Origin of the sequence: Bradyrhizobium sp. ORS 375 (genome assembly GCF_000239775.1) — a bacterium.
GTDB lineage: Bacteria > Pseudomonadota > Alphaproteobacteria > Rhizobiales > Xanthobacteraceae > Bradyrhizobium.
In genome coordinates, this window is sequence record NZ_CAFI01000026.1 from 1 (window position 1) to 24006 (window position 24006).

The 24006-nt window shown below is 65.1% G+C and carries 23 protein-coding genes; 6 read left to right on the top strand and 17 right to left on the bottom strand.

What is annotated here, in order from left to right:
- The 12 genes from BRAO375_RS02250 to BRAO375_RS02305 form a co-directional block, all read right to left on the bottom strand.
- On the bottom strand, positions 1-401 hold a 401-nt coding region (locus tag BRAO375_RS02250; RefSeq protein ID WP_035638494.1), incomplete at its 3' end, for a cytochrome c oxidase subunit 3.
- Positions 398-2071, bottom strand: coding sequence for a cytochrome c oxidase subunit I (locus tag BRAO375_RS02255; protein WP_009025823.1), 1674 nt, complete (start codon positions 2069-2071; stop codon positions 398-400). The genes BRAO375_RS02255 and BRAO375_RS02250, both read right to left, overlap by 4 nt.
- Positions 2068-3006: a cytochrome c oxidase subunit II gene (gene coxB, locus BRAO375_RS02260; protein ID WP_009025824.1), complete on the bottom strand. Its 939-nt coding sequence runs from the start codon at positions 3004-3006 to the stop codon at positions 2068-2070. The genes BRAO375_RS02255 and coxB overlap by 4 nt, the downstream gene beginning before the upstream one ends.
- Positions 3003-3776 (bottom strand): SCO family protein, encoded by a 774-nt coding sequence (locus BRAO375_RS02265; RefSeq protein WP_009025825.1) that lies wholly within the window; start codon positions 3774-3776, stop codon positions 3003-3005. Before BRAO375_RS02265 ends, coxB begins: the two co-directional genes overlap by 4 nt.
- Positions 3773-4177, bottom strand: coding sequence for a hypothetical protein (locus BRAO375_RS02270; RefSeq protein WP_035638497.1), 405 nt, complete (start codon positions 4175-4177; stop codon positions 3773-3775). The genes BRAO375_RS02265 and BRAO375_RS02270 overlap by 4 nt, the downstream gene beginning before the upstream one ends.
- The gene (locus BRAO375_RS02275) at positions 4167-5240 is read right to left on the bottom strand and encodes a hypothetical protein (protein WP_009025827.1); all 1074 of its coding nucleotides are present in this window, start codon (positions 5238-5240) and stop codon (positions 4167-4169) included. Before BRAO375_RS02275 ends, BRAO375_RS02270 begins: the two co-directional genes overlap by 11 nt.
- A complete protein-coding gene (locus tag BRAO375_RS02280) occupies positions 5237-5764 on the bottom strand; it encodes a c-type cytochrome (protein ID WP_009025828.1) in 528 nt (175 codons plus the stop codon). Before BRAO375_RS02280 ends, BRAO375_RS02275 begins: the two co-directional genes overlap by 4 nt.
- A complete protein-coding gene (locus BRAO375_RS02285) occupies positions 5761-6282 on the bottom strand; it encodes a DUF3341 domain-containing protein (RefSeq protein ID WP_009025829.1) in 522 nt (173 codons plus the stop codon). The genes BRAO375_RS02280 and BRAO375_RS02285 overlap by 4 nt, the downstream gene beginning before the upstream one ends.
- The gene (nrfD, locus tag BRAO375_RS02290) at positions 6279-7646 is read right to left on the bottom strand and encodes an NrfD/PsrC family molybdoenzyme membrane anchor subunit (protein WP_009025830.1); all 1368 of its coding nucleotides are present in this window, start codon (positions 7644-7646) and stop codon (positions 6279-6281) included. Before nrfD ends, BRAO375_RS02285 begins: the two co-directional genes overlap by 4 nt.
- Entirely contained in the window at positions 7643-10528 is a 2886-nt protein-coding gene (locus tag BRAO375_RS02295) for a 4Fe-4S dicluster domain-containing protein (protein ID WP_009025831.1), read from the bottom strand. Before BRAO375_RS02295 ends, nrfD begins: the two co-directional genes overlap by 4 nt.
- Complete coding sequence (locus tag BRAO375_RS02300; RefSeq protein ID WP_009025832.1) at positions 10516-11169, bottom strand: cytochrome c3 family protein; 654 nt, start codon at positions 11167-11169, stop codon at positions 10516-10518. Before BRAO375_RS02300 ends, BRAO375_RS02295 begins: the two co-directional genes overlap by 13 nt.
- 29 nt (positions 11170-11198) lie before the next feature.
- On the bottom strand, positions 11199-13496 hold the full coding sequence (locus BRAO375_RS02305; protein WP_009025833.1) for an FdhF/YdeP family oxidoreductase: 2298 nt from the start codon (positions 13494-13496) through the stop codon (positions 11199-11201).
- Positions 13497-13717: 221 nt separating this feature from the next.
- Here BRAO375_RS02305 and BRAO375_RS02310 point away from each other — a divergent pair, with 221 nt between their 5' ends.
- The gene (locus BRAO375_RS02310; RefSeq protein WP_009025834.1) at positions 13718-14161 is read left to right on the top strand and encodes an MgtC/SapB family protein; all 444 of its coding nucleotides are present in this window, start codon (positions 13718-13720) and stop codon (positions 14159-14161) included.
- Between the two features lie 136 nt (positions 14162-14297).
- On the opposite strand, the gene BRAO375_RS02315 is transcribed toward BRAO375_RS02310, so the two are convergent.
- Positions 14298-15560 (bottom strand): cation:proton antiporter, encoded by a 1263-nt coding sequence (locus tag BRAO375_RS02315; RefSeq protein WP_009025835.1) that lies wholly within the window; start codon positions 15558-15560, stop codon positions 14298-14300.
- Between the two features lie 160 nt (positions 15561-15720).
- The gene (locus tag BRAO375_RS02320; protein WP_009025836.1) at positions 15721-16530 is read right to left on the bottom strand and encodes a Crp/Fnr family transcriptional regulator; all 810 of its coding nucleotides are present in this window, start codon (positions 16528-16530) and stop codon (positions 15721-15723) included.
- A 129-nt stretch (positions 16531-16659) separates the two neighbouring features.
- Between BRAO375_RS02320 and BRAO375_RS02325 the strand changes: the two genes are divergently transcribed.
- The 5 genes from BRAO375_RS02325 to BRAO375_RS35950 all read left to right on the top strand — a co-directional run bounded on the left by BRAO375_RS02325 (position 16660) and on the right by BRAO375_RS35950 (position 21125).
- Complete coding sequence (locus BRAO375_RS02325) at positions 16660-18684, top strand: sensor histidine kinase (protein ID WP_035638501.1); 2025 nt, start codon at positions 16660-16662, stop codon at positions 18682-18684.
- Positions 18681-19340, top strand: a complete 660-nt coding sequence (locus BRAO375_RS02330; protein ID WP_009025838.1) for a response regulator transcription factor — start codon at positions 18681-18683, stop codon at positions 19338-19340. Before BRAO375_RS02325 ends, BRAO375_RS02330 begins: the two co-directional genes overlap by 4 nt.
- Positions 19341-19466: 126 nt before the next feature.
- On the top strand, positions 19467-19865 hold the full coding sequence (locus tag BRAO375_RS02335; protein WP_009025839.1) for a BA14K family protein: 399 nt from the start codon (positions 19467-19469) through the stop codon (positions 19863-19865).
- A gap of 89 nt (positions 19866-19954) precedes the next feature.
- Positions 19955-20569 carry a PRC-barrel domain-containing protein gene (locus BRAO375_RS35590; RefSeq protein WP_009025840.1) on the top strand — a complete coding sequence of 205 codons (615 nt, stop codon included), beginning with the start codon at positions 19955-19957 and terminating at the stop codon, positions 20567-20569.
- A 103-nt stretch (positions 20570-20672) separates the two neighbouring features.
- Positions 20673-21125, top strand: coding sequence for an SPW repeat domain-containing protein (locus tag BRAO375_RS35950; RefSeq protein ID WP_009025841.1), 453 nt, complete (start codon positions 20673-20675; stop codon positions 21123-21125).
- A gap of 42 nt (positions 21126-21167) precedes the next feature.
- Here BRAO375_RS35950 and BRAO375_RS02350 read toward each other — a convergent pair whose 3' ends face one another.
- From BRAO375_RS02350 to BRAO375_RS02360, 3 genes are all read right to left on the bottom strand, one after another.
- The gene (locus tag BRAO375_RS02350; protein ID WP_035638524.1) at positions 21168-23390 is read right to left on the bottom strand and encodes an alpha,alpha-trehalose-phosphate synthase (UDP-forming); all 2223 of its coding nucleotides are present in this window, start codon (positions 23388-23390) and stop codon (positions 21168-21170) included.
- A 67-nt stretch (positions 23391-23457) separates the two neighbouring features.
- Positions 23458-23748 carry a DUF5985 family protein gene (locus BRAO375_RS02355; protein WP_009025843.1) on the bottom strand — a complete coding sequence of 97 codons (291 nt, stop codon included), beginning with the start codon at positions 23746-23748 and terminating at the stop codon, positions 23458-23460.
- Complete coding sequence (locus tag BRAO375_RS02360) at positions 23749-24006, bottom strand: DUF5985 family protein (protein WP_009025844.1); 258 nt, start codon at positions 24004-24006, stop codon at positions 23749-23751.

Genomic DNA, 24006 nt, shown 5'->3' on the forward strand with positions numbered 1-24006 from the left:
AAATGCAAGCCGGGGATCAGGCTCTTGTCGATGTCCTCCTTGTACTCGAAGCCCTTCACCACCAGGAAGGCGAGGCCGAGCAGGGCGGTGGCCGAGAGGCAGCCGATCATCAGCCGCCGAAAGTCGCGGCCGGAGCTCGCGGCCTGCGACGCGACCGCCATCGTCAGGCTGCTGGTGAGGAGAATGACGGTGTTGATCGTCCCATACCAGATATTGGTCTCACGCCCCGCGGCCGAAAAGGCGGCAGCGTTCTCGGTTCGGCAGATCGCGTAGGTCGCCATCAGTGCGCCGAAGAACAGCATCTCGCTGGCGAGAAAGACCCAGATGCCGAAGCGTCCGGCGTCGCGCTGGCGCGCAAAACTGTCCCACGGCTCCCTGAGAAGGGCATTCGTTTCCGTCATGTCACGTCTCGCGCATCTTGAACGGCCGGCCGATCGGTGCCGGCCGACTGGCCCGCCGCGTGATACTCGTAGGGTCCCCGCTCGACCCGCGGCTGCCGGTCGAAATTCTTCGGCGGGGGCGGGGACGTCGTGCTCCACTCGAGCCCGGTGGCCCCCCAGGGGTTCTTGCCTGCCGTCCGTCCGTAGAACAGCGACCACGTCAGATAGCCGAGCGGCAGCAGGTAGGCGGCGGCGAGGACGGCAGCGCCGGCGGACGACATGACGTTGTAGACCTGAAACTCGGGCGGGTAGGTGTGGTAACGGCGGGGCATTCCGAGATAGCCGGCGAAGAACTGCGGCAGGAACGTCATGTTGAAGCCGGCATACATCAGGATGGCGGCGAATTTCGCCCAGCTCTCGGGATAGGTCTTGCCGGTGACCTTCGGCCACCAGAAGTGCAGGCCGGCGAAGAACGCCGACACCGAGCCGCCGACCATGATGTAGTGGAAATGCGCGACGACGAAGTAGGTGTCGGTCACGTGGATGTCGACCGGAATGGATGCGAGGAACAGCCCCGACAGCCCACCCGTCGTGAACAGTCCGACGAAGCCGAGTGCATACAGCATCGGAGAATCGAAGCTGATCTGGCCGCGATAGAGCGACGCCGTCCAGTTGAAGACCTTGATCGCCGAGGGCACGGCGATGATGAACGACAGGAAGGAGAAGATCAGGCTCGCATAGATGGACTGTCCGGAGACGAACATATGGTGGCCCCAGACGAAGAAGCCGATGCCCGCGATGGCCATGATCGCATAGACCATGAAATCATAGCCGAAGATGCGGCGGCGCGCGAAGCAGGGAATGATCTCGGAGACGACGCCCATGGCCGGCAGGACCATGATGTAGACGGCCGGATGCGAGTAGAACCAGAACAGGTGCTGGAACAGGATCGGATCGCCGCCATTGGCGGGATTGAAGATCGGCAGGCCGAGCCAGCGCTCCGCCATCACCAGCATCAGCGAGATCGCCAGCACGGGCGTTGCCAGCACGATGATGATCGAGGTCGCGTAGATCGCCCATACGAACAGGGGCAGGCGGAACCAGGTCATTCCCGGCGCGCGCAGCATGTGCGTGGTGGCGATGAAGTTGACGCCGGTGGCGATGCTCGCGAAGCCGACGACGAACACGCCCGCGGCGGCAGCGAACACGTGGCTGTTGGAGAACATCGTCGAGTAGGGGGTATAGAAGGTCCAGCCGGTGTCGACGCCGCCTGCGACCAGCGCGTAGACCGTGAACAGGCCGGCGGCGATGGTGAGATACCAGCTGAACAGGTTGAGCCGCGGAAACGCGACATCGGGCGCGCCGATCATCAGCGGCAGCAGGAAGTTGCCGAGCGTGTTCGGAATCGACGGCACCAGGAAGAACCAGACCATGACGATGCCGTGGAACGAGAACAGCTTGTTGTAGCTGTCCGAGGTCAGCAGCCAGCCGTTCGGCTGGAACAGCTCGAGCCGGACCATGGTGATGGCGGCGCCGCCCATGAAGAAGAACACGGTGATGGTGATGGCATAGAGGATTGCGATGCGCTTGTGATCCGTGGTGATCAGCCAGGATGCGATCGTGCTGCCGTGGCGCAGATAGTCGAGCCGCGGCGGCAGCGGGAGTTCGCCATCGAGCAGGGCGTCTGTCATTGATGCTCTCCCGCTGTCAACGATCGGATGTAGGCAATCAAACTCTGGATCTCGCCGTCATCGAGCAGGCCGGCGAAGCTCGGCATGATCGGCTCGTATCCGGCTGCGATGTCGCGCTTGGGCTGGAGGATCGAATCCCGGATATAGGCGTCATCGGCGACCACGTGCCGTCCGTCCGCCAGCGCGACGGTGCGACCATAGAGTCCCTGCAGACTTGGCGCGTGGACATTCGAGGAGCTGGCATGGCAACCGGAGCAGCCATTGGCGACGAACAGCCGGGCGCCCTGATGCGCGAGGTCGTCGCCCTGGGGCTGCGCGCTCAGCCATTGCGCGTAGGCCTCCGGCTGCATCACGATGATGCGGCCGCGCATCAGCGAGTGGTCGGTGCCGCAATATTCGGCGCAGAGCAGCGGGAAGACACCGGTCCTGGTCGGCTTGAACCACAGCTCGGTCGTCCGTCCCGGCAGAACGTCCTGCTTGACGCGGAAGGCCGGCACGAAGAACGAGTGGATGACATCTTGCGACGTCATCTGCAGGCGGATCGCCCGCCCGACTGGCACGTGAAGCTCGTTAATCTCCCGCGCGCCATTGGCGTGCTGCGTCTTCCACATCCATTGCTTGGCCAGGACATGGATATCGAGTGCATTGGCCGGCGCCGACTGGCTGCTGACGTCGATCGAGGACGCCCACCAGAACAGGAAGACGAAGGTGAACAGCGTGGCAGCGGTCCAGCCGATTTCGAATTCCCGGCTCACGAATTCCGGCAGCCGTCCGCGTGGAGCCGCCGAGCCGCGCCGGTAGCGAACGGCGAAGGTGAGTATCAAGCCGAACACCAGCGCCGATGTCGCGGCGGACAGCGCCAGCAACAGATCAAAGATCCGGTCGACGTCCTGGGCGTGGGTGGTGGCGCTCGACAGGTGCAGGAAAGAGCTCATGTCGGCGCCCCGCTTTTCCTCGCGCGCGCCAGCAGCAGGGCGATGGCGCCCATCAGCAGAGCGCATGTGCCGGCGCCGGCGAGCTGGAGCAGCGTTTCGATCCGGCTCGTGTACACGCGATGCACCGCATCGAAGCCATAGCAGAGCAGGGCAATTCGCCCGCCGAGGCCGCCGATCGTTCCCTGGCCGGCTTCGATCAGCGCGATGCGCAGATCCTGCGGTTGCAGGGCAAGGCTGGAAAGCGCCCGGGTGACACGTCCGCCCGGCGAGAGCGTGACCAGGGCCGCCGGGTGGGCAACGGCCTCGTTGGCGGTATCCGCCTCGAAGTGATAGCCGATCGCCGTCGTCAACCGGTCGATGGCCGCGGTGCTGCCGGTCAGCACCGCAACGCCGGGACCGCCGACCTGGGCGCCGGCAAAGCGGCGCGCGTCGGCCAGATCATTCCTTGCGTCAATGCCGACGACGACGAGGCTGTAGTCGCGTCCGGCAATCAGCCCGGTCTGCTGCAGGGCCGCCGAGACGATTGTCAGGGCCGGTCCGCAGATCTGGCGGCAGGTGAAATCGGCTGGGAGCAGCAATGTCGGACGATGGCCGATGGCGGCGCCGAGGGTGATGTTCTTTCCGTCCAGGGCCTTGAACACCAGGTCTGTCGGCACCTTCGCATCGGCCTCTGGCGCCAGCGCAACGCCATCGATCTGCCGTTGCGCGAGGCCAGCCATGGCCTGCGTGGACCACAGCACGATGGCGGCGGCGACGAGGAGCCGGGTCATGGTTGGGCTCCGGGCGTAACCGACGGGGCGGCGTCAGGCGGTGCGACCGGATCGAAGCCGTGATCACCGCGGCTGGCGACGATGCGCATGGCGTCCTCGATCGGGATCCGGGCGAGGTTCCGGTCGCGGTCGATCCAGGCGTAGGTCGTCAGCTCGGCGCGCTGGGCCTTCTCGAACGCTGCAAGATCCGAGGAAGGTGATCGTTGCAGCGCCGGCTGCGGAACCTGGCGCGGCGGCGCCTGGGTCATGATGTCCGGCGCATAGACGTCGAGATAGTAGAACAGGCCGGTCATCGACGCTGCGACAAATGCCAGGAATCCGGCGATGATCCAGGCGACGATCCGGGCGTCGATCGCGGGCGGTTGCGGAAGGGCCCGGCTGCCCATCTCCTCAGTCGGCATCGCCGCCCTCCACCGGTGAGCGAACTCCTGGAGCGGCGACCGCGGATGCGAGCGCCAGCACCAGCAGGGTGATGGCCGCAAAGGCGACCGTCGCCGCCTGCTGCGGGAAAGCCGGCGTGATCAGCCAGGCGAGATGCAGCGACACGCCGATCAGGATCAAGCCGCCTGCGATCAGCAGGCCATTCGAGCTGCTGCGGACCGATTTGATCATCAGCATGCCGAACGGCAGCAGGGCTCCCGCAACGAAAGCGACCAGGAGGACCGCGAGCCAGACGGGAGACACGCGCTTCAGGAACCACTCGGCCTTGTCCGGAAGGTCACCGTACCAGGCCACGACCATGGTCATGTAGCCGAGATAGACCACGCCGAGCAGCGTCGCGATCAGCAAGCCGCCGAGATCGCCGGCGACCTTTGGATCGAGCACACGAATGGTCAGGACGGTGGCCACAGCCAGGGCCGCCAGCATCTGCTGGATGGCGATCATCGCTGCGAATGCCGTCGCGACATAGTCAGGCTCGACCGACAGATACCAATCGACCGAGACGAGGCTGATGGTCAGGCCGAAGAACGCCAGCCCTAGCGCGGCGAGCAGCCGGCTGCCGGCGCGCATGGCGAAGACGAGCCCCAATACCGACCATCCAGCCAACGTGACCAGCGCGCGCAGCACGAACCAGGGACTGCTGAGATACCAGCGCGCGACATCGGCCGGCACGCGGCCCGGGTCCGCGGCCCATGGGTAGATCGACGGCAGGGAAGCCAGGATGGGGACGATCGCGATCAGCACCATCGGCATCAGAGCCGCCGCGGGCCGCAGCACCGGGCGGGCCGCAACGCCCCACGTCCCGCCGGTCAGGCGATGGATCATCAGCAGCGTCATGCTTCCAATCGGAACAGAGCTCCAGATGGCAAAGCCGACCAGCCAGCCACGGGAGACGGACGGGAGGGCGCCGGTGAAGCCGACGACTGCCACGGTAAGAGCTGCGGCGGCCGCGATCAGCAGTCCGATGCCAGCGCTCGCGCCAGGGATCGATTGTCGGGCCGAGGAGCGGATGCCGGTGGTCATGGCAGCTTGCTCCGAAGCTCGGGCACCTCGGCGACGTCGGTGTGCTGCGACTGTTGCAACGCCCGGATATAGGCGACGATTGCCCAGCGGTCGCGCGGCTCGACCCGGGCGGCGTAGGAGTACATCACGCCATAGCCGTGAGTGATGACGTCGAAGAAGTGCTGCGCGGGAGCCGCGCGCAGGCGGGCCGTGTGATAGGACGGCGGTCGCGGGAAGCCGCGCTGCACGATCATGCCATCTCCCCGGCCGGCGAGTCCGTGACAGGGCGAGCAGTAGATGTCGTAGCGTTCGTGGCCGCGCTCCAGGAGGTCGGCAGAAACCGTGGCCGGCTGGCGGGCCTGCGCCGCCCGCTCGAGATCGCCTTGGGCCACGGTCCCCTGTGGCAAAGGCTGGGCCTCGGTCCCGTTCGGCAGCGAGGGTGCTGCGCCATAGGTGCCGTATCGGTTCTGATGCGTCATGGAGTGATCGCCGCAACCGCCGAGCAGCACGAGACCTGTCAGCGCGGGGAGCAGGCGGGGGATCATGGCGCGCGCAGCTCCGTGACGACCACCGCACCGGCGTCCTGCAGGACTTGACGGAGATCGGACGCACCGTCATTGCCGGCGGCTGCCAGCAGGAAATAGTGGTCCTGGGTGGCGCGCTCGAAGCCCGGGACATCGAACAGTGGATGATGGAGGCGGGGCAGGCCGCACGACCAGAGAAAGGCGATGACGCCGCTGAGCGCGGCGGCAAAGACGCCGACCTCGAACGGGACCAGCAGGAACACCTGCCACGAGTTCAGCGGGCGGCCGCCGCTGTTGATGGGATAGTCGATCGTGGCGCTGTACCATTGCAGGCCGAAGGCGACGGCTGCCACGGCAAGACCTCCGAGCAGCATGGCTGTGCGGATATGGGACGGGCGGAAGCCGAGTTCGTCATCGAGCCCCTCCACCGGATAGGGCGTGAACGCATCGAGCGCCTGGTGAGGGGTCTGCTTGACGCGCGCGAGCGCGATCTGCAGCCGTTCGATGTCACGATACTCGGCCAGATAGGTCGTGCTCATGCCACGCCCTCCTCATGGGCCAGCTCCCGCATGTCGAACATCGAGACCGCCGGCACCAGACGGACGAACACGAGGAACAGCAGGGCGAACAGCCCGAGCGGTGCGATCAGGAACGACCAGTCCCAGAAGGTGAAGTGAAAGCTGCGCCAGAGCGAGGGCATGTAGCCGTGCGACAGCGTGTTCCAGACGATGAGGATGCGCTCCAGCCACATTCCGACATTGATGGCGATGGCGATCGCTAACAGGACCGGCAGCGAACGCCTGAGCCGCGGCAACCAGAGCAGCTGCGGGATAGCGACGTTGCAGGCGAGCAGGGCCCAATACATCGGCGCATAGGTCCCGGTGAACTCGAAGGCGACGAGGCCCCGCTCGCGATGCTCGCCGCCGTACCAGGCCATGAACCATTCGGTCGCGTAGGAGTATCCCATCACGATCGACGACATCAGCAGGACGCGCCCGATCACCTCGAAATGTCGGCGCGTGATGATCGCCTGCAGGCCGAAACCCCAGCGAATGACGAGCGCCAGCACGACCACCATCGCGAATCCGGAGTACATCGCGCCGACCACGAAATAGGGCGGGAAGATCGCTTCCTGCCAGCCGGGCATCAGGCTCGCCGCGAAATCGAGCCCGACGATCGAATGCACCGAGCAGACCAGGGGCACGCCGAGGGCGGCCATCGTGCTGTGCAAGGTTTGGAGCCGCGACCAGTGTCGCGCCGATCCGCGCCAACCCAGTGCGAGCGCGCCGTAGAAGCGCTGTCCCGCGTAAGAGCGCGTCCGGTCGCGCATCGTGGCGAGGTCGGGGATCAGGCTGACGTACCAGAACAGGATGGAGAACAGCAGGTAGCTGACGATGGCCCAGAAGTCCCACACCAGCGCGCTGCGCCATTGCGGCCACAGCGCCATCGTGTTCGGATAGGGCGCCAGCCAGTAGGCATAGATCGGGCGGCCCAGATGCATGATCGGCATCAGCCCGGCGATGGCCACCGCGAACAGCGTCATGGCTTCGGCGAAGCGATTGATGGATCCACGCCACTTCTGGCGCGTCAGCAGCAGCATCGCCGAGATCAGCGTGCCGGCATTGCCGATGCCGATCCACCAGACGTAGTTGGCGATGGCGACGCCCCAGACGATGGTGGAGTTGACGCCCCAGATGCCGATCCCCTGATCGAACAGCCAGACGACCGCAACAAGGAACCACAGGCTGATGATGCCGCTCACCAGCAGCGACAACCACCAGACGCGGCCCGGCGAGGTCAGCAGCGGCGCCGTGATCGCCTGGGTGACCTGGACGTCGCTTGCGCGCCGGGCCGCAATCCAGCGCGACGGCGCGGCGGGATCGGGCTCCAGCACCTGGCTCACGTGCCGCCCCCGCCATGGTCTGGCGCGGGGTTGCGGACATCCGCCAAATAGGTGGTCCGCGGCCGGGTCCCGAGATGCGCCAGCAGCGCGTAGTGGCCCGGCTCGGTGCGGCGGCGCAGGATCGACGCGTCCGGCTGCTGCAGGTCGCCGAACGTGATCGCCTGCGTGGGGCAGGCATTCTGGCAGGCGGTGTGAACCTCGTCGGCGCCCACCTGACGGCCCTCGCGATCCGCTGCGCGTTCAGCGGCACTGATGCGCTGAACGCAATAGGTGCACTTCTCCATCACGCCGCGTGCACGGACCGTGACCTCCGGGTTCTTCTGCCCGCGGTACGGATCGAGGCCGAGATTGGCGTATTCCTGTCCATCGGCGTAGCCGAAGAAATTGAAGCGGCGGACCTTGTAGGGACAATTGGCTTCGCAGAATCGCGTGCCGACGCAGCGGTTGTAGACCTGCAGATTGAGGCCGCCGCCGTCATGGACCGAGGCGGCGACCGGGCAGACCGGTTCGCAGGGCGCGTGCTCGCAATGCATGCAGGGCACCGGCTGAAAGCCGAGCTGCTGATCGCCGGAGCCGCCATGATCGTAGACGTCGACGCGCAGCCAATGCATGTCGCGGCCGCGCGCGACCTCTTCCGGTCCTACCACGGGAACGTTGTTCTCGGCCTGGCAGGCCACGACGCAGGCGTTGCAGCCGATGCAGAGTGAGGTGTCGATCGTCATGGCCCAGGCATGGCCGTTATCCGGCCGCGGCCGCTCCGGCATCAGGCTGGGCCTGTCGTCGATCGCAAGCGTCTTGGGCAAGGCTTGCGGTTTGCCGAGCTGATGCACGGGGAACAACTCGCGGACATCGTCCGGCCGTCGCACCACGTTCTGGGTCGTGAGAATGGCCTGCCGGCGACCGGTGCGCGCGAGACTCACTGAGGGGACAAGCCAGGGCGAGTCCACGCCACGCAGCACGTAGGCATCGACGCCGACGCCGCTGCCGATCGCGCCGGCCTTGCGGCGACCCATTCCGAGCGTCAGGCTCGCGGACCGAGGCGCGAGCCCCGGCTCGATCAGGACCGGCGCCTGCACGTGCTGTCCGCGAGACGCGATGGTGACAACATCGCCACCGGCCATCCCGAGCCGCCTTGCGTCGTCGGGGTGCAGCAGCAGGGCGTTGCCCCAGACCTGCTTGCTCAGCGGCTTCGGACATTCCTGGAGCCAGGCATTGTTGGCGAAAGAGCCGTCCCACAGGCAGGGGTCGGGTCGCAGCACAAGCGCGAGGCGCTCATGACCTTGCTCGTCGCCGTGCTCGTCCTTTGGCGCTGCATCGGCAAGTGCGGGAAGCACCGGCTCGCCGGCGCTGACGGGAGGGGCTGCCGAGTTCGCGATCACGCCGTCATGCAACGCCTGCGACCACCAATTTTCGAAATCCGCGCCTCCTTGAGAGCGCCACGTCTCGCGGACCAGATCGTAGGACCGCGCGTCGGCTTGTCCTACGAGTCGGGCCAGCAGCTCGTGATCGGTCATCGTGCGATGGAGCGGCCGGATCAAGGGCTGGATCAGGCTCGCTGTGCCGTCGCGCGCGCGAATATCCGACCAGGACTCGAGCACGTGGCTCAGCGGAACGTGCCAGGTGGCGAGCTCAGCCGTTTCGTTCGCATAGCAGCCGGCATGGAGGCGGAAGCGCGCGTTCGGCAGCGCGGCAGCAAAGCCGAGCTCGGCCGGCGTATCGTAGGCCGGGTTCACGCCGATCATGACGATCTGCGTGACCTTGCCGGCCGCGAGATCGGCGGTCAGCTCCGAGATCGAGGCGGGCGCGCGACCCTCGGGCGTGCGCGCGAGGGGCTCGATCAGGTCGAGCGGGGCCTGCCCGTGCGTGTTGATCCAGTGTACCAGGGCATGTGTCTCGGCCGTGAGGCCCGGGCCCGCCAGCACCAGCGCGGCTCCCCGATGATCCGCGAGATCCTTCGTCAGCGCGGTGACCAGGGATCGGGCCCGCTCGGGGATGGCCGGCTCGCGCACGGCAGCGCCCTGCGCCCGCGCGATCGCGACGGCGACTTCACCGATCTCGTTCGTTCCGAGCGCCAGCCGATGATCGGCTTTCGCACCCGTCAGACTGGGCACAGGCTCGAAGGCGTAGATGCGCGAGAAGTCCGATGTCGTGGGCCTGCGATGTGCGGCAAACCCGCGCCCATTGCGCATCTGATCCGGGCCCGCGCCCAGCGGGTCTGCATCGAGCACCACGATGATGCGCGCCTTGTCCAGCCGCGGAATGGCATGCAGCGGCCGTCCAAAGGCGAGCGTCGCGCCGGCCTCCGCCGCGGGATCTCCGAGCGGGTCATGGCTATGCCATCGCGCCTTCGGATAGGTCCGAAGAAGCTCGCCGATCTGGCGCAGCAACGTCGGCGAGGTCGTCGGCCCCGTCAGCACGCGGAAGCCTTCGCCGTCATTGGCGCGCATGTGCTGCTGCTCGCCGAGGAACGCCTGCTGTAGCGCCTCGTATGACGTGATCGCCCCGTCCCGCAGGACGACGGCCGAGCGGTCGGGATCGTAGAGCGACAGCACCGTCGCCTCGGCAAACAGGTCGGTGGCTCCTAAGCTTGCGGGGTGACGGAGATTGCCTTCGATCTTGATGGGACGGCCGTCGATCGACTTGACGATGACGCCGCGGCCGTAGCCGGACAGCGGCAAGGTCGTGGCGAAGTGCAAAGCCTCGCCTGGAACCAGCCGCTCGGGCATCGCCACATAGGGAATGATGGTCTCGGCAGGCTTGCTGCACGAGGCAAGTCCCGACGCAATCCCCGCCGCAAGCAGGCCGAGCGCCTTCCGGCGGTCGATCGGCGCGGGCTCCATCACCGGTGATGCGACCGTCGGCAGTTCGTTCACCTGTGGCATATCGAGCAGTCCGTGAGATGACCGGTGTGAATGTGATAGGCCGCGGCCAGTCGCGCGCCGGCCTTCTTCTGATCGGGTGGCGGCGTCCATGTCGGATCGAACACGGTCTCGCGCGGCTGCAACGCCTTCGCCGGATCGCGATGGCAGTCGAGGCACCATCCCATGGTCAGGGGTGCGGCCTGCCGCATCAGCGGCATGCGGTCGACCCGGCCGTGGCAGGTCACGCAGCCGACGCCCTTGGCGATGTGGACCGAATGATCGAAATACACGTAGTCCGGCAGGCGGTGGACGCGCCGCCACGCGATCGGCTTGTTCTCGGCGAGACTCTTGCGCACCGGAGCCAGCATCGTCGCATTGGTCCACAATTGCGAATGGCAGGTCATGCAGGTCTCCGTCGGCGGCACTCCGGCGAAGCGGGCCTTTTCCACGGAGGTGTGGCAATAGCGGCAGTCGAGGCCGAGGCCGCCGACGTGATGGTCATGGCTGAAGGGCACCGGTTGGTTGCGCGTGACGTCCTGGTTCGTTGTGTAGGGCGAGCTTGTGATCCGGTAGGCGAGGCCGATGCCGAGCACCGGAGTGGCGCCGATCGCCGCGAGCACCAGAAGGGCGATCGTGTTGGCTCCGGGACGGAAGATCTGCATGTGTCCCGTCTCGTCGTCTGTTCGCTCTACTAGGCCTTGATCCTGACCGGCACAGACTTCGATGCCGGGGTCTTCGACTGGCAATCGTGGTGAGACAGCGGGACGAGCGGATTCATCTCGGGATAGTAGGCGCCCACGCACCCCGCAGGCAGGTCGAACGGCGTCACCTTCAGCGGGCCCGCTTCGCGGTGGATCCCGTCCTCGGCGTCGCTGACCAGGAAAACCATCTGGCCTTCGCTCAGTCCTGCGCCGGCGATGTCTGCGGGGCTCATCAGCAGCACCTGCCGCGTGCCCTCGATGCCGCGCATGCGATCGCTGAAACCGTAGATCGTGGTGTTGAACTGGTCGTTGCTGCGCATCGTCAGCAGCCGGTAGCGTCCCGGCGCGTCGTCGAAGCCGGCGGCATCGAGCGTCTCTGGCACCGTGAAATCCGCTTGTCCGCTCTTGGTCTTCCAGATGCGCTCGCGCGCCGAATTGCCGCGGTAGAACCCGCCGGGCGTGAACATGCGGGCGTTGAAATCGTGAAACTCATCCGGATAGGTTTCGGCGATCAGATCCCGGATCCGCGCGTAATCGCTGACCCATTCGCGCCATCGGAGCTTTGGATTTGGCGCCATCGTCGCCTCGGCGAGGCTGGCGACGATGTCGATCTCGGATTTCAGGTGCTCGCTCGCCGGTTGCCGCATGCCGATGGATCCCTGGATGCAGCTGAACGTATCCTCCATCGTGACCGCCTGAGGCCCCGACGCCTGCATGTCCTCCTCGGTGCGCCCGCGACATGGCAGCAGATAGGCCGCCTTGCCGTTGACGAGATGGCTGCGGTTGAGCTTTGTCGCGATTTGTACAGTGAGCTCCATGGAGCGCCAGGCATTCTCCATCGCCTCGCGTTCAGGGATGGCGCGGACGAAATTGCCGCCGAGCCCGAAGAAGGCCTTGACCTTGCCGGCCAGAATGCCCTCGCAGGCCTCGACGGTGTTCATGCCCTTGTCGCGGGGCGGATCGAAGCCGAACTGCTGCTGGATCTTGTCGAGCGGCACCAGCTCCGGCTTCTCGGAAATCCCGACCGTCCGCTGTCCCTGCACGTTGGAGTGGCCGCGGACCGGAGAGATGCCGGTGCCGTCGCGACCGATATTGCCCTTCAGCAGCAGCATGTTTACCAGCATGGCCACGTTCTCGAAGCCGTGGACATGCTGGGTCAGTCCCATGCCGTAGATGGCGATGACGCGGTCGGCCTGGACATAGATCCGCGCGGCCCGTTCGATGGCACCCTGGCTCAGTCCCGACCGCTCCTCGATCTCGGGCCATGGCGTCGCGCGAACCTTGGCCTCGAACGCCTCGAAGCCGCTGGTGTGCTGCGCGATGAAGGGGGCGTCGAGAACGCGCTTGCCCTGCGTCTTGGCTTCGTCATCGGCCGCAAAGACATATTTGCAAATGCCCATGATGACAGCGATATCGCCGCCAAGCTTGACCTGGTGATACTGCGTGCTGATCGGCGTTTCGCTCCCGGTCAACATCTCGGTCGGGCTTTGCGGATTGGTGAAGGCGACGAGCCCTTTTTCGCGGACCGGATTGAAGGTGACGATCGGGACGCCGCGCTGGGCGGCCTCCTGCAACGGATGCAGGAAGCGCGGGCTGTTCGAGCCGGTGTTCTGCCCGAAGAAGAACATCGCATCGCAATTCTTGAGGTCGTCGAACACGACGGTGCCGACGCCGGCGCCGATCACCTTCTTGAGCGCGACCGAGGTCGTCTCGTGGCACATGTTCGAACTGTCAGGCAGGTTGTTGCAGCCATAGGCACGCGCAAACAGCGCGTACAGATAGGAGGTTTCGAGGCTGGCGCGGCCTGATGAGTAGAAGATCACCGACTTCGGATCAAGCCGGTTCAGCTGTGCGCCGATCGCCGCGAATGCCTCGTCCCAGCTGCAGGGCACATATTTGTCGATCGCACCGTCGTACCGCATCGGCTGAGTCAGCCGGCCCTGCTGCTCGAGCTCATAGTCGGTCCACGACAGCAATTCGGTCACGGTGTGTGCAGCGAAGAAATCAGGCGTGCAGCGGCGGGTCGTCAGCTCCCACAGCGTCGCCTTTGCGCCGTTCTCGCAAAACTCGAAGGTGTGATAGGTTGCCGGCTTGGCCCAGGAGCAGGACACGCACATGAAGCCGCGCGGCTTGTTTTGCCGCATCAACGTCTCGATGGCCGTCGGTGTGTCCCATTCCTTGCCGAAAATGCGCGAGATGCCTCTCAGAGAGCCCCAGCCTCCGGCTGGACCGTCATAGTGGACGGTGCGTTCCTCGTCATGGGTGACCGTATTGTTTCTCTCAGCCATGACGTACTCCTGCAGGCGTGCTCGCCCAACGTACTCACAAAGACGCCGTTCCAAACGGCGGCCGGTCGACGTCGGCTGACGGTCCGGTGCCGTACCAAGGGCCGGGCCAGGCGGAGGCCTCGATTGTTTCCATCCGGACCTCGGCGACGAGTGGATGAACTTGGCTGGGCGAAGGCAATTGCTGTCATGGATGACAAAGTTCGAGCGTGACCGGAGGCCACATGGATCAGTACGACGATGTTCTGCGCCTGCTGGTGGCGGCTGCGACCGGCCTGCTGATCGGGATTGATCGGGACATGCTTGGCAAGGCCGTGGGCATGCGGACGCTTGCACTTGTCTCGCTCGGATCTGCGTTGGTGTCGATCGCGGCGATCGAGTTCAAGGACCTGCGGGATCACCCGGATGCGATCTCGAGGGTGATCCAGGGCGTTCTGACCGGGGTGATCAGCGGGGTCGGGTTCATCGGTGCTGGCGTCATCTTGAGAGACCAGCGCGCGAAGACGGTTCGCGGACTGACGACAGCGGCCACCGTCTGGATCGCTGCGGGGCTCGGAATCGCTTGTGCGTTAGGGGCCTGGCTTCTGGTCGGGGCGGCGATCGCGATCACGTTGCTGGTCTTGTTCGGCATGGGATGGCTCGAGCGGGCCACGGGGATCAAAGACTAGCGGCTTGCGCCAGCGCCGTCGTGTTGCGTTGCGCATAGCGTCGATATCACTCGACGGGTGAAGCGTGCGTCCGGTTTGCGGGCGGCGCGGTCACCGCTGGCGATTGCAAGGCAGCAGGGTGGGGCGCCCCTTGCTGTCAAGCCGTCTTGTCCGACAGAGACAACGTCCGCTTTGCGACGAGGCCGAGCGTCGATCCTTGGACGATCACGCTGAACACGACGACCGCATAGGTGGCCGCGAGAATGGGAGCCTTGGCCGCTCCTTCCGGAAGCGACAGCGCCAGCGCGACGGAGATGCCGCCTCGAACTCCCGCCCAGGTCAGGAAGGGGATGTTGTGGGCCGAGACGAGGGTGGTCCGCGCCAGGAACAGCAACGGAAGGCTGACGGCCGTCAGGCGGCCCAGCAGCACGATCGGGATCGCCGTTGCGGCTCCCAGCAGCGCCAGCGTGCCGAAGCGGAGCAGGAGAACCTCCAGGCCGATCAGCAGGAAGAGAACCGAATTCAGGATCTCGTCGATCAGGGTCCACAGGCCGAACAGATAGCGCTGGGTCTGCTCGCTCATGGCGTATCGCGGGCCGCGATCTCCGATCAGCAATCCGGCAGCGACCACCGCGAGCGGCGCACTGCAATGTAGCCGCAAGGCAACCGCGTAGACGGAGGTGACGAGCGCCAAGGACAGCAGAACCTCGATCGCATAGTCATCGATCGCATGCATGGCCCTGTAGGCGATATAGCCGCCCGCCAGACCCAGGAGAATTCCACCGCCCGCTTCGAACAGCAGCAACCGGCCGATGTCGGAGGCACCGACATCGCCACCGCCCGTGGCATAGCGAAGCAGAATGGTGAACAGGACGATGCCGATGCCGTCGTTGAAGAGCGACTCGCCCTGCATCTCGATCTCCAGGTCCGGCGGGACGCGGATGTTCTTGAGCGTGCTCAGAACCGCCACGGGATCGGTGGGACTGATGAGGGCGCCGAAGACCAGCGACCAGGCGAGTGAGATCGGCAGGCCGATGGCCGTGCACGCACCGTAGAAGCCAAAGCCGACGACGACGGTCGAGATGCCCGTACCAAGCAGGGCCAGAGTGATCACCGGAACAGCCCGGCGCCTGAGCTGCTTGAGATCGACGTGCAGCGAGCCGGCGAACAGGAGAAAGCCGAGCATCCCGTTCATGACAACCGAGGAGAAGTCGATCTGGAGCAGCGCGTTCGTCAGCGGCGCGAACAGGTGATGCGACGGCGCGGCGACGTCAACCAGCACCAGAATGCCGGAGACCACGACACTCATCAATAACAGGCCGATCGTGTGCGGCAGCGGGCTGTACTTCTGATTCAGCCAGCCGAACAGCGCCGAGAGAACCAGCAGGATCGCACTCAGGTCCAGAAGGGAAAACGTCAAGTCGCTCTCACTGCTTTGTCGGGCGTCGCGATGCGGAACTGGACCTGATATTCGATCGCATGCAGCCGCCCGGACCGGTCGTGCCTGAGCGGCATCTTGCCAAGGAATGCCTTCAGGAGAGTGTTCGTTCCTTGCAGAAATTCCAGGGCGTACGCCGAAGTCAGCGCCGCTCGATGTGCAGACCGGGATTTCCGAACAGGGAGTTCTCGTGGGCTGCCTGGATCACGCGGTGGCAGTTGCAGCTCAGTTCCGCCATGCAGGCCTCGTTGGTGATCGCAATGTGCTTGCGGCTGCGGCGGATGAGCCCGGCAGCCTCCATTTCGGCGAACGTGTCGGTGATGCTCGCCCGCCGCACGCCGAGCGCCTGGGCTATCGAGCGATGGGTGATGCCGATCTCCGGGCTGTCCGTGCGGTCCCTGGCCACCAGCAGCCATCGCGCGACGCGCTGATTCAGGCTGTGTCGCGAGTTGCAAGCCACGAGCTGGGAACTTTGAATGAGGGTCGCCTGGACGTACCGCAGCAGCATCTTTTCGACCTCGCGGTCCGTGGTCATCACGTGGATCAGCGCTTCCGCGCGAATACGCAGCGCGGTTCCCGGCACCTGCACGGTGCACGTATGTGGTGAAATGCGCATGCCGAGAATCAGCGGAATGCCGACAAAATCCTTCTTGCCCAAGGTCTGAATTTCGACTTGCAGACAGTCCCCGGCCCGGGTGCTCACTGAGGCAGCGCCTGATTCGATAAAATAGGCATACTGAATGGGAACCCCACGATCCTGAAGATGCATTCTGGCCGCGAGATCGACGTTCTCGCAGCGCTCGAGCAGGTTCTGGCGCGAGCGGCGCGAAAGCCTGCTGAGCAGCGCGTTGCCTGTCTCCTGCGGATCTGAGCAGAGCAATCCCTGGTCGTTGATGGTTCGCGGTGGTCGCGGGGTCCACGCGCGATCGTCTATCGTGTCGGTTTTCAGCATGTCCACCGTCCTCACCATCGCCATTTGACTATTGATGGTGAGTGCAGGACGCTCATCCCAGTCGGGCTGACGGTGAGGCGCCGTCAGGAAAAACCTGACCCGGAGAGAACCTGGTTTTTGAGGGATAGATTGACCAGTCAGAAAGCGAGTGCCGCCCGGCGGTCCCTGGTGCTCCTGGTCATGGCCGCCGCAATTCCCCTGATCCTGTTTGCTGGCTGGGTGGTGTTCCTGAACGCCCGCCAGGCCCGAACCGATTCGCGCCTCGCTGCACTCGAGACGCTCAACCGTGTCGTCGGCCGTCTGTCATCCGAGCTGGGACTTCAGGTCGAGATTGCTGAGACACTCGCCACCTCTGCGAGCCTGGATGCGCCGGATCTGGACTCGTTCTACATCGAAGCGCTTCGCATCAAGCAGGCAAGGCCGCTCTGGGAGACCATCGAACTCGTCGATCCTAAAGGCAATCAGGTGCTCAATCTGCTGCGGCCCATCGGGGCCGACCTCGGAGCGACGGCAGACCGCGAGAATTTCGAACGGATCTTGGCGACTCGCAAGGCGGCGATCGGCGGCATCGGCCCGATCGGCCCCATTTCCGGCAAACGGCTCGTTGCGCTCAGGGCGCCGGTCGAACGGCACGGTGAGCTGAAATTCGTGCTGACGGTCGCTCTGGTGCCGGATGCGGTCAGCCAGATCTTGAAGGGCGCCGGCGCTCCACCCGGGTGGGTCGGTGTCGTCGTCGACGCAAAGGGCAACATCGTCGCGCGGACAATTGGCGAACCGTTCGAGCTCGGAAGGCCGGCTGGCGCTGCCGTCCGGCAGGCGATCTCGGAAGGATCGGAAGGAAACTACACGGCAACGACCCCGGAAGGCGCCCGCGTCGATTCGATTTTCAAGGAGCTGCCGGGCACCAGCGGCTGGTCGGTTCATCTCGGAATCCCGACAGATCAGCTTGATGCGCCGGTTCGCCGATCGGCCTTCGTCCTTGCCAGTGGAGGAGCGGTCAGTTTGACGCTGGGCATGGCGCTCGTGTGGTTCACTGCTCGCGATATCTCGCAGCGACGTCTGGAGCAAGAGGCTCAGGCGGCGCTGGCCCTGAAGGCCAGTGAAGAGCGGCGACGCATCATGGTCGATGCCGCGGACCTCGGCGTCTTCAGTCTGACCGTGTCGACGGGTGACGTCATTGCCTCCGGGCGAGCCCTCCAGATGCTGCAGCTGAGCGACGAGGCCGCCCATGAGGACCTGACGCTCGCCCTCGATCGCGTTGTCGAAGCCATCGAGCCGGCCGACCGTGCTGCGGTCAGGAACGCTCTGCTGCATTGTCGCGGGGACGAGGCCGTCACGGTGGACTTCAGAACGGCGACGCCACCGGCGCGCTGGTTGCGTGTGAACGGCCGCTGCTCGCAGCGGCCGGATACGGGCGGTGAGGTCGTGGTCGCCGTTCTCGTCGACATCGACGACAGCAAGCGCGCGGAGCTCGACCGGCAGCGTCTGCTGAGACGACTGGGCAAGGCGGAAGAGGATGAGCGCAAGCGCCTGTCGCGTGAATTGCACGATCAGATCGGCCAGACCGTGACCGGCCTGCTATTTGGCCTCAAGAACGTCGAGCAGGCGATCGCGCAACTCCCCGGGCAGGCCGCGCAGCTCGACAGTCTGCACGCGTTGCAGGCGCTCGCGAGCGACATCGGGCGTGACATCCATCAGATCGCTGCGGATCTTCGTCCCGCCGCGCTGGACGATTTGGGATTGTACAAGGCAGTGGAAGCGTTCTGTTCGGAATGGTCGCGACGATTCGGCGTGAGCACGGATGTCCAGACGTTGGGACGAGCCGGCCGGCTTCCGCCGGAGGTCGAGAGCGCGATCTATCGCGCCATTCAGGAAGCCCTGACCAATGTGGCGAAGCATGCGGACGCGCGGCACGTCAGCGTCGTGCTGGACCGGCGCGAAGAAGAGCTCCGCGTCATCGTCGAAGACGATGGCAAGGGATTTGATCCCAGCCGCCGCGCCAGTCCTGACGGCGCGAGCCAGAGGCTGGGGCTCTCGTTCATCGAAGAGAGAATGTCACTCCTGGGAGGAACGCTCGCGATCGAAACCGAGCCCCGGCACGGAACGACCCTCTTCCTGACGGTGCCGGTGATCAACGGGAGTCTGAGATCTTGACGCCGATCCGGATCACGCTCGCGGATGATCATCCTCTCGTGCTTGCAGGCATGAAGGCGCTCCTGGAGCGCGTCGGCGACATGGAGGTCGTCGGCGAAGCCACGGATGCCGAGACCGCGCTTGAACTCATCGCGCGTGAAACCCCGGACATCGCGGTTCTGGACATTTCGCTTCCCGTCATCGGCGGCATCGCGCTGGCGCATCGGATTGCGGACAAGGTGCCGTCGGTGCGGATGCTCGCGCTGACGGTCCACGAGGATCGCGCCTATGTCGAACCGATGATGCAGGCCGGCGTGCGTGGCTATCTGCTCAAGCGCTCCGCGGCAGAAGATCTGGTGCGCGCCATCAGGGCGATTGCGGAGGGCGGCGTCTATCTCGATCCGGCTGTCGCGGAGAAGGTGCTGCCGGCTTCAAGAGTTGACGAGTCTCATCCGGGCAAGGCGTCTCAACATGAGCTGACGCCGCGCGAGACCGAAGTGCTGCGCTTCATCGCGCAGGGCTTCAGCAACAAGGAAATTGCCGGACGCCTGGACGTCAGCGTGAAGACGATCGAGACGCACAAGTCGAGGGCGGTCGAGAAGCTCGGCCTGTCCACCAGAGCCGACATCGTGCGTTATGGCGTGTCGCAGGGATGGCTCGGCGATCTCGCCAAATAAGCGGGTGATCGCGACAGATTGCCGCTGATGCACGGTAGTCCGCACGGTACGCAGCGGTACACTTCAGGAGAACTCGGGCGGCTGGCACGGATTGGTCCTTCGCAAATCGAAACGAAGGAGAACTCCATGCCCATCAGAAACGCAGTTCCAGTCGCAGCTGTTGCGTTCGTGGCGATCCTCTCGGGCGCCGACATGGCGTCCGCGGCGACCGTCATCTCCCCCAAGGCGCCGATCGCAGCGGGGAGCAACGTCAATGCGACGAACGTGATCGAAGCGCGCTGGCGCGGCGGCGGCTGGCGCTACGGTCACCGGGGATACGGCTACCATCACGGATATGGACGCGGTTACGGCTGGGGACCGGCGATCGGCGGTCTGGCAGCAGGCGCGGTGATCGGTGGAGCCATCGCCAACAGCCGCGCGCAGGCGGCAGAGACCGACGCCTATTGTTCCCAGCGCTACAGGTCCTACGACCCGAGCTCGGGCACCTATCTCGGCTACGACGGACAGCGCCATCCCTGTCCGTAGACCGCGACGCGATCGTGAGGAGGGGAAATCCTCCTCATCACATCGACGGTCGCTCGAGATCGAACACCTACTTCAAGAAGGTATATCCCATGCGAAATCTGACGACAGCGCTCGCGCTGACAGCCATGACAGCCTTGGCATCGACGACAGCGTTTGCCGAGACCGTATCGCAGGCACCGGCCGCAAATCAGGGCGGCCGGCAGGACATCGTCGCCAACCTCCAGCAGTCCGGCTTCACGAACGTGAAGGTGATCTCCGCCCCGACCGTGATCCAGGCGAAGGACCGGTCGGGCAATCCGATCATGGTGTTCGTCGGAGCGAATGCGATGGATGAACCTGCGACAGTTGGCGCGAACACTGCGGCATCGGCGGGCTCCGCGCCGGATGCAGCTCCTGGCGGGGCCTTCACATCCGTGCCGGCCAAGGACGGGCTCGGATCGCGGGTGATCGGACTCGACGTCTACAACATGGCCAAGCAGAACATCGGCACCATCAAGGATATCGCCTTCAACGAGAATGGTGTCGACGGCTACATTCTGTCGGTCGGCGGCTTTCTCGGCATCGGCGATCAGTACGTCGCCGTGCGTCCGTCCGCGATCAAGATCAAATATGATCAGAGCGACAAGCGGTGGCATGCCTCGATGGACACGACGGCAGAGCAGCTGAAGGCCGCCCCGTCGTTCAAGTATTCGAGCAACATGTAAGCGACCTGATCCGGAGCGGCGGAGCGCTGCTCCGGATCGTCGACCGCCGCCCAAGCCGATCTGGGGGCTGAATCGAGCGAACAACGACCCGGAGGGAATCTCAATGACGGTCGAAAGCAATGCGTGGCGCTCTCACTCGGCAAGCGTATGTAGGCCCGTGTCGGAACGCTTCAAGCCGCACTCGGTCAGGAGGACGGCAAAGGCCGTTTTCTTCAACGGGTCCTGGTGCGACGTCGCGAACTTGATTGTCGGGGCGTTCTTGTTCTCGTCGCCCTGGGTGCTCGGCTTCGGCGGTCCGGTCACAAACACCGCAACGCGGACGGCCGGCGTGCTGGGGGCGGTCATCGCTGTCACCAGTGTGGCAGCCCTGAGGGCGTTCGAAGCTTGGGAAGAATATATTCTGGTCGTGGCATCGGCATTGGCGATCCTGTCGCCGGCCTTCATCGATCTGCCTGGATCGGCGGCCGTCACGGTGGGGCTGAGCGGCATCGCGACATTGGCCTTAGCATCATCGCGACTCTGGTTGTTGCGTCAGACGGCGCCGGCCGTGCGCTGAGCGCGACATCTCGTTCGGAGCTTGCCACCAGCCGAGATTGATCTAGGCCGACCGTCGCTGTGACTCCGGCCCGACCGAGCCGATGCGCTGGCGCTGCCGGATATGCGATGCGTCGAGCAGCATCTGCGCCGCCCACCGATACACGTTCTTCTCCCGGACAAGCTCTCGCATCAGCCGCATGCGGTTGCGCTGTTCGGACGGGGACATCTGCAACGCATGCTGCAAGGCGTCGGCCATGCCGTGCGTATCGTAGGGATTGACGAGCAGGGCCTCGGACAATTCGCGCGAGGCGCCGGCGAAGGTCGACAGGATCAGCACGCCCTGTTCGTCGTCGCGCGCGGCGACGAATTCCTTCGCGACCAGGTTCATGCCGTCATGCAGGCTCGAGACGACGCAGATGTCGGCGGCCCTGAACAGCTCGAACACCTCATCGGGTTCGTGGTGACGAATGACCAGCCGGATGGGCTCGAACTCCCGTGTTCCATGCTTGGCGTTGATCCAGCCGACCAGCGTCTCGGCTTCCTCCTGCAAGGCGCTGTAGGCGCCGAGCTTGCTCCTCGTCGGGGCCGCGGCCTGGATAAAGACGAAGCGGCCGTTCCACTCGGGGTGGCGGGTCAGCAGATCGTCCACGGCCTTGAGGCGATCGAGAATGCCTTTGGTATAGTCGAAACGCTCGATCCCGACCGCAATCCGCATGTCCGGCGACAGGCCGAACCGCCGTTGCACCGAGGCCCTGCAGGAGGCCACCGGAGCCTGATTGGCCAAGGCCGCTGGTGGCCATTCGATCGAAATCGGATATGGTCTCACCAGCACCTCATGACCGCGATAGGTCACGGACATGTGCTCCCGGTCGACGCGGCTTTCCATGAACCGGTCGGCGGCCTCGAGGAAGTTGTTGCAGTGAAGCTGGGTATGAAAGCCGAGAATGGTGCTGCCCAGCAGGCCCTCGATGACGGCGTTGCGCCACGGGCAGATGCTGAAGGTCTCGGCGTTCGGCCATGGAATGTGCCAGAACGTGATGATCGTGGCCTTCGGCAGCCGGTCGCGGATCATGCGCGGCAACAGCGCGAAATGATAGTCCTGCACCAGCACGATCGGATCGTCACGCGTGGCCTCCTGAACGACCGTCTCCGCGAAACGCTCGTTGACCTTGCAGTATTGCAGCCAGTCGGTTTCCCGGAATGTGGGGCGAACGAAAGCGATGTGGCAGAGCGGCCATAGGCCCTCATTGGCGAGACCGTAGTAGTAGCCCGTCTGTTCCTCCTCGGTCAGCCAGACCCGGCGCAGCGTGTACGCCGGATCGGCCGGAGGGACTTGCAGGCGATCGTGCCGGTCGACCGTATCGCGGTCGGCGGAGCCCGAACCATGGGCGATCCAGACGCCGCCACACGCTCGCATCACGGGTTCGAGCGCGGCGACCAGTCCGCTTGCGGGGTTCTGCAGCACGATGCCGTCGTTCGAATGGTTGTGGATATAGGGCTCCCGGTTCGAGACGACGATCACCTGCGAGTCCGGCAGTCGCTCGTCGAGCAGGCGGTGCAGCGTCTTGGGCGACCAGTCGACATTGATGTCGCTGCCGAAGCGGCGCTCGGCGCGCAGCTCTGTCAGGGTCGCGTGCACGGCCCGGCCGATGGGTGAGCCGCTGAACGGCGTCGATGGCTCGCCAGCGACGGATGTGCCTTGCAGAATGTTCCGAATGGAGCGTGCCCAGGAGCGGGTCAGGGCGGATATGACGGCGAAAGCGAAGAGGCCGAGCCCTGCCGCGATCCCGCCGAGGGCCAGGGCGGCATAGACGCGCGCTTCGGCCGCTCGCTCGTCGATATAGGCGAGATCGTGGATGACCAGGAGGTCTCCGGCGGCCTGCGGAGCGTTGACCGGGAAGATGCCGACATTGATGCGGCGGCCCGCGCTGCTGGTGTCGAATGTCCGCCGCTTGTCCCGGTCGACGACTTGGCAGGTGATGGCCCGCGGAAAATCCTTCGTCGCATAGCGCAGCTCGCCATCGGGCGTGCAGAAGCCGAGGGCGAGAATACGTTCGTCCTCGGTGATGCGCTCGAACAGCGCGCCGATATCGGCCTGCTGGGGAGAGGCCGCCGCCGCGACGATCCGATCCCTGACCGATCGAAATACCAGACGCGAGCGCAGATCGACGTCCTGCCGCGACCAGCTCTCGATCAGGACCGAGGCAAGAATGACAAGTCCGGTCACGACGATCGCGACGGCAACGGCCGTCAGCGCGAGATATTTCGCGGCCGGCCGGCGCATGAGCTGACCTGCAGACCGGATCATCCGTCCGGCCGGAAACATGGAGCGGCGGGGTATGGGGCGTCTCCTAATCTGGATCGCTTGCGTCGTGCGTCCCGCGGCCGGTGTTCTTCTGAACGATCGCCGTCAGAATGAGGCCGAAGGTGACCAGCCGAGGGAGGTAGTACATCGGCTCGGTCGTGTCGGACACGGCAACGGCCGCGAGCAGAAACCTCGACGCGGAGTCCACCGCAAAGGCGGCCGAGAACAGCAGGAAGAAGCGGTCGCCCGTTCTCCTCCAGAACTTGAGGAAGAACAGCGCGACGACGAGAGAGCAGGTAGCGACGCTGCCGCCGAGCACCGGGCCGAGATGTGCCATCTACTCCGATTCCCAAACGAGGCCATAGATCAGGACGAGCATGGCGACGAGCGCGATCGCGTTGCGGACGGGTGAGAGATCCGCTGCGGGCAGAACGATCTTGTCGACCCACAGCGCGATGTTGTTCAGCGTCAGCCCGAGAAACGACACCGCGCTCCAGAGCAGAAGGCGCGACTTGAAGCGGACATAGGCGCGGGCGAGCAGGCCCGTGCACAAGGCGCTCGTCAGCGCGCAGAGCGTGTAGATGACGCCAGCCAT

Coding starts and splice junctions, on each gene's coding strand:
- BRAO375_RS02255 (WP_009025823.1), bottom strand. CDS start 2,071: ATGACAGACGCCCTGCTCGATGGCGAACTCCCGCTGCCGCCGCGGCTC.
- coxB (WP_009025824.1), bottom strand. CDS start 3,006: ATGAGCTCTTTCCTGCACCTGTCGAGCGCCACCACCCACGCCCAGGAC.
- BRAO375_RS02265 (WP_009025825.1), bottom strand. CDS start 3,776: ATGACCCGGCTCCTCGTCGCCGCCGCCATCGTGCTGTGGTCCACGCAG.
- BRAO375_RS02270 (WP_035638497.1), bottom strand. CDS start 4,177: ATGCCGACTGAGGAGATGGGCAGCCGGGCCCTTCCGCAACCGCCCGCG.
- BRAO375_RS02275 (WP_009025827.1), bottom strand. CDS start 5,240: ATGACCACCGGCATCCGCTCCTCGGCCCGACAATCGATCCCTGGCGCG.
- BRAO375_RS02280 (WP_009025828.1), bottom strand. CDS start 5,764: ATGATCCCCCGCCTGCTCCCCGCGCTGACAGGTCTCGTGCTGCTCGGC.
- BRAO375_RS02285 (WP_009025829.1), bottom strand. CDS start 6,282: ATGAGCACGACCTATCTGGCCGAGTATCGTGACATCGAACGGCTGCAG.
- BRAO375_RS02295 (WP_009025831.1), bottom strand. CDS start 10,528: ATGCCACAGGTGAACGAACTGCCGACGGTCGCATCACCGGTGATGGAG.
- BRAO375_RS02300 (WP_009025832.1), bottom strand. CDS start 11,169: ATGCAGATCTTCCGTCCCGGAGCCAACACGATCGCCCTTCTGGTGCTC.
- BRAO375_RS02305 (WP_009025833.1), bottom strand. CDS start 13,496: ATGGCTGAGAGAAACAATACGGTCACCCATGACGAGGAACGCACCGTC.
- BRAO375_RS02310 (WP_009025834.1), top strand. CDS start 13,718: ATGGATCAGTACGACGATGTTCTGCGCCTGCTGGTGGCGGCTGCGACC.
- BRAO375_RS02320 (WP_009025836.1), bottom strand. CDS start 16,530: ATGCTGAAAACCGACACGATAGACGATCGCGCGTGGACCCCGCGACCA.
- BRAO375_RS02335 (WP_009025839.1), top strand. CDS start 19,467: ATGCCCATCAGAAACGCAGTTCCAGTCGCAGCTGTTGCGTTCGTGGCG.
- BRAO375_RS35590 (WP_009025840.1), top strand. CDS start 19,955: ATGCGAAATCTGACGACAGCGCTCGCGCTGACAGCCATGACAGCCTTG.
- BRAO375_RS35950 (WP_009025841.1), top strand. CDS start 20,673: ATGACGGTCGAAAGCAATGCGTGGCGCTCTCACTCGGCAAGCGTATGT.
- BRAO375_RS02350 (WP_035638524.1), bottom strand. CDS start 23,390: ATGCGCCGGCCGGCCGCGAAATATCTCGCGCTGACGGCCGTTGCCGTC.
- BRAO375_RS02355 (WP_009025843.1), bottom strand. CDS start 23,748: ATGGCACATCTCGGCCCGGTGCTCGGCGGCAGCGTCGCTACCTGCTCT.
- BRAO375_RS02360 (WP_009025844.1), bottom strand. CDS start 24,006: ATGGCTGGCGTCATCTACACGCTCTGCGCGCTGACGAGCGCCTTGTGC.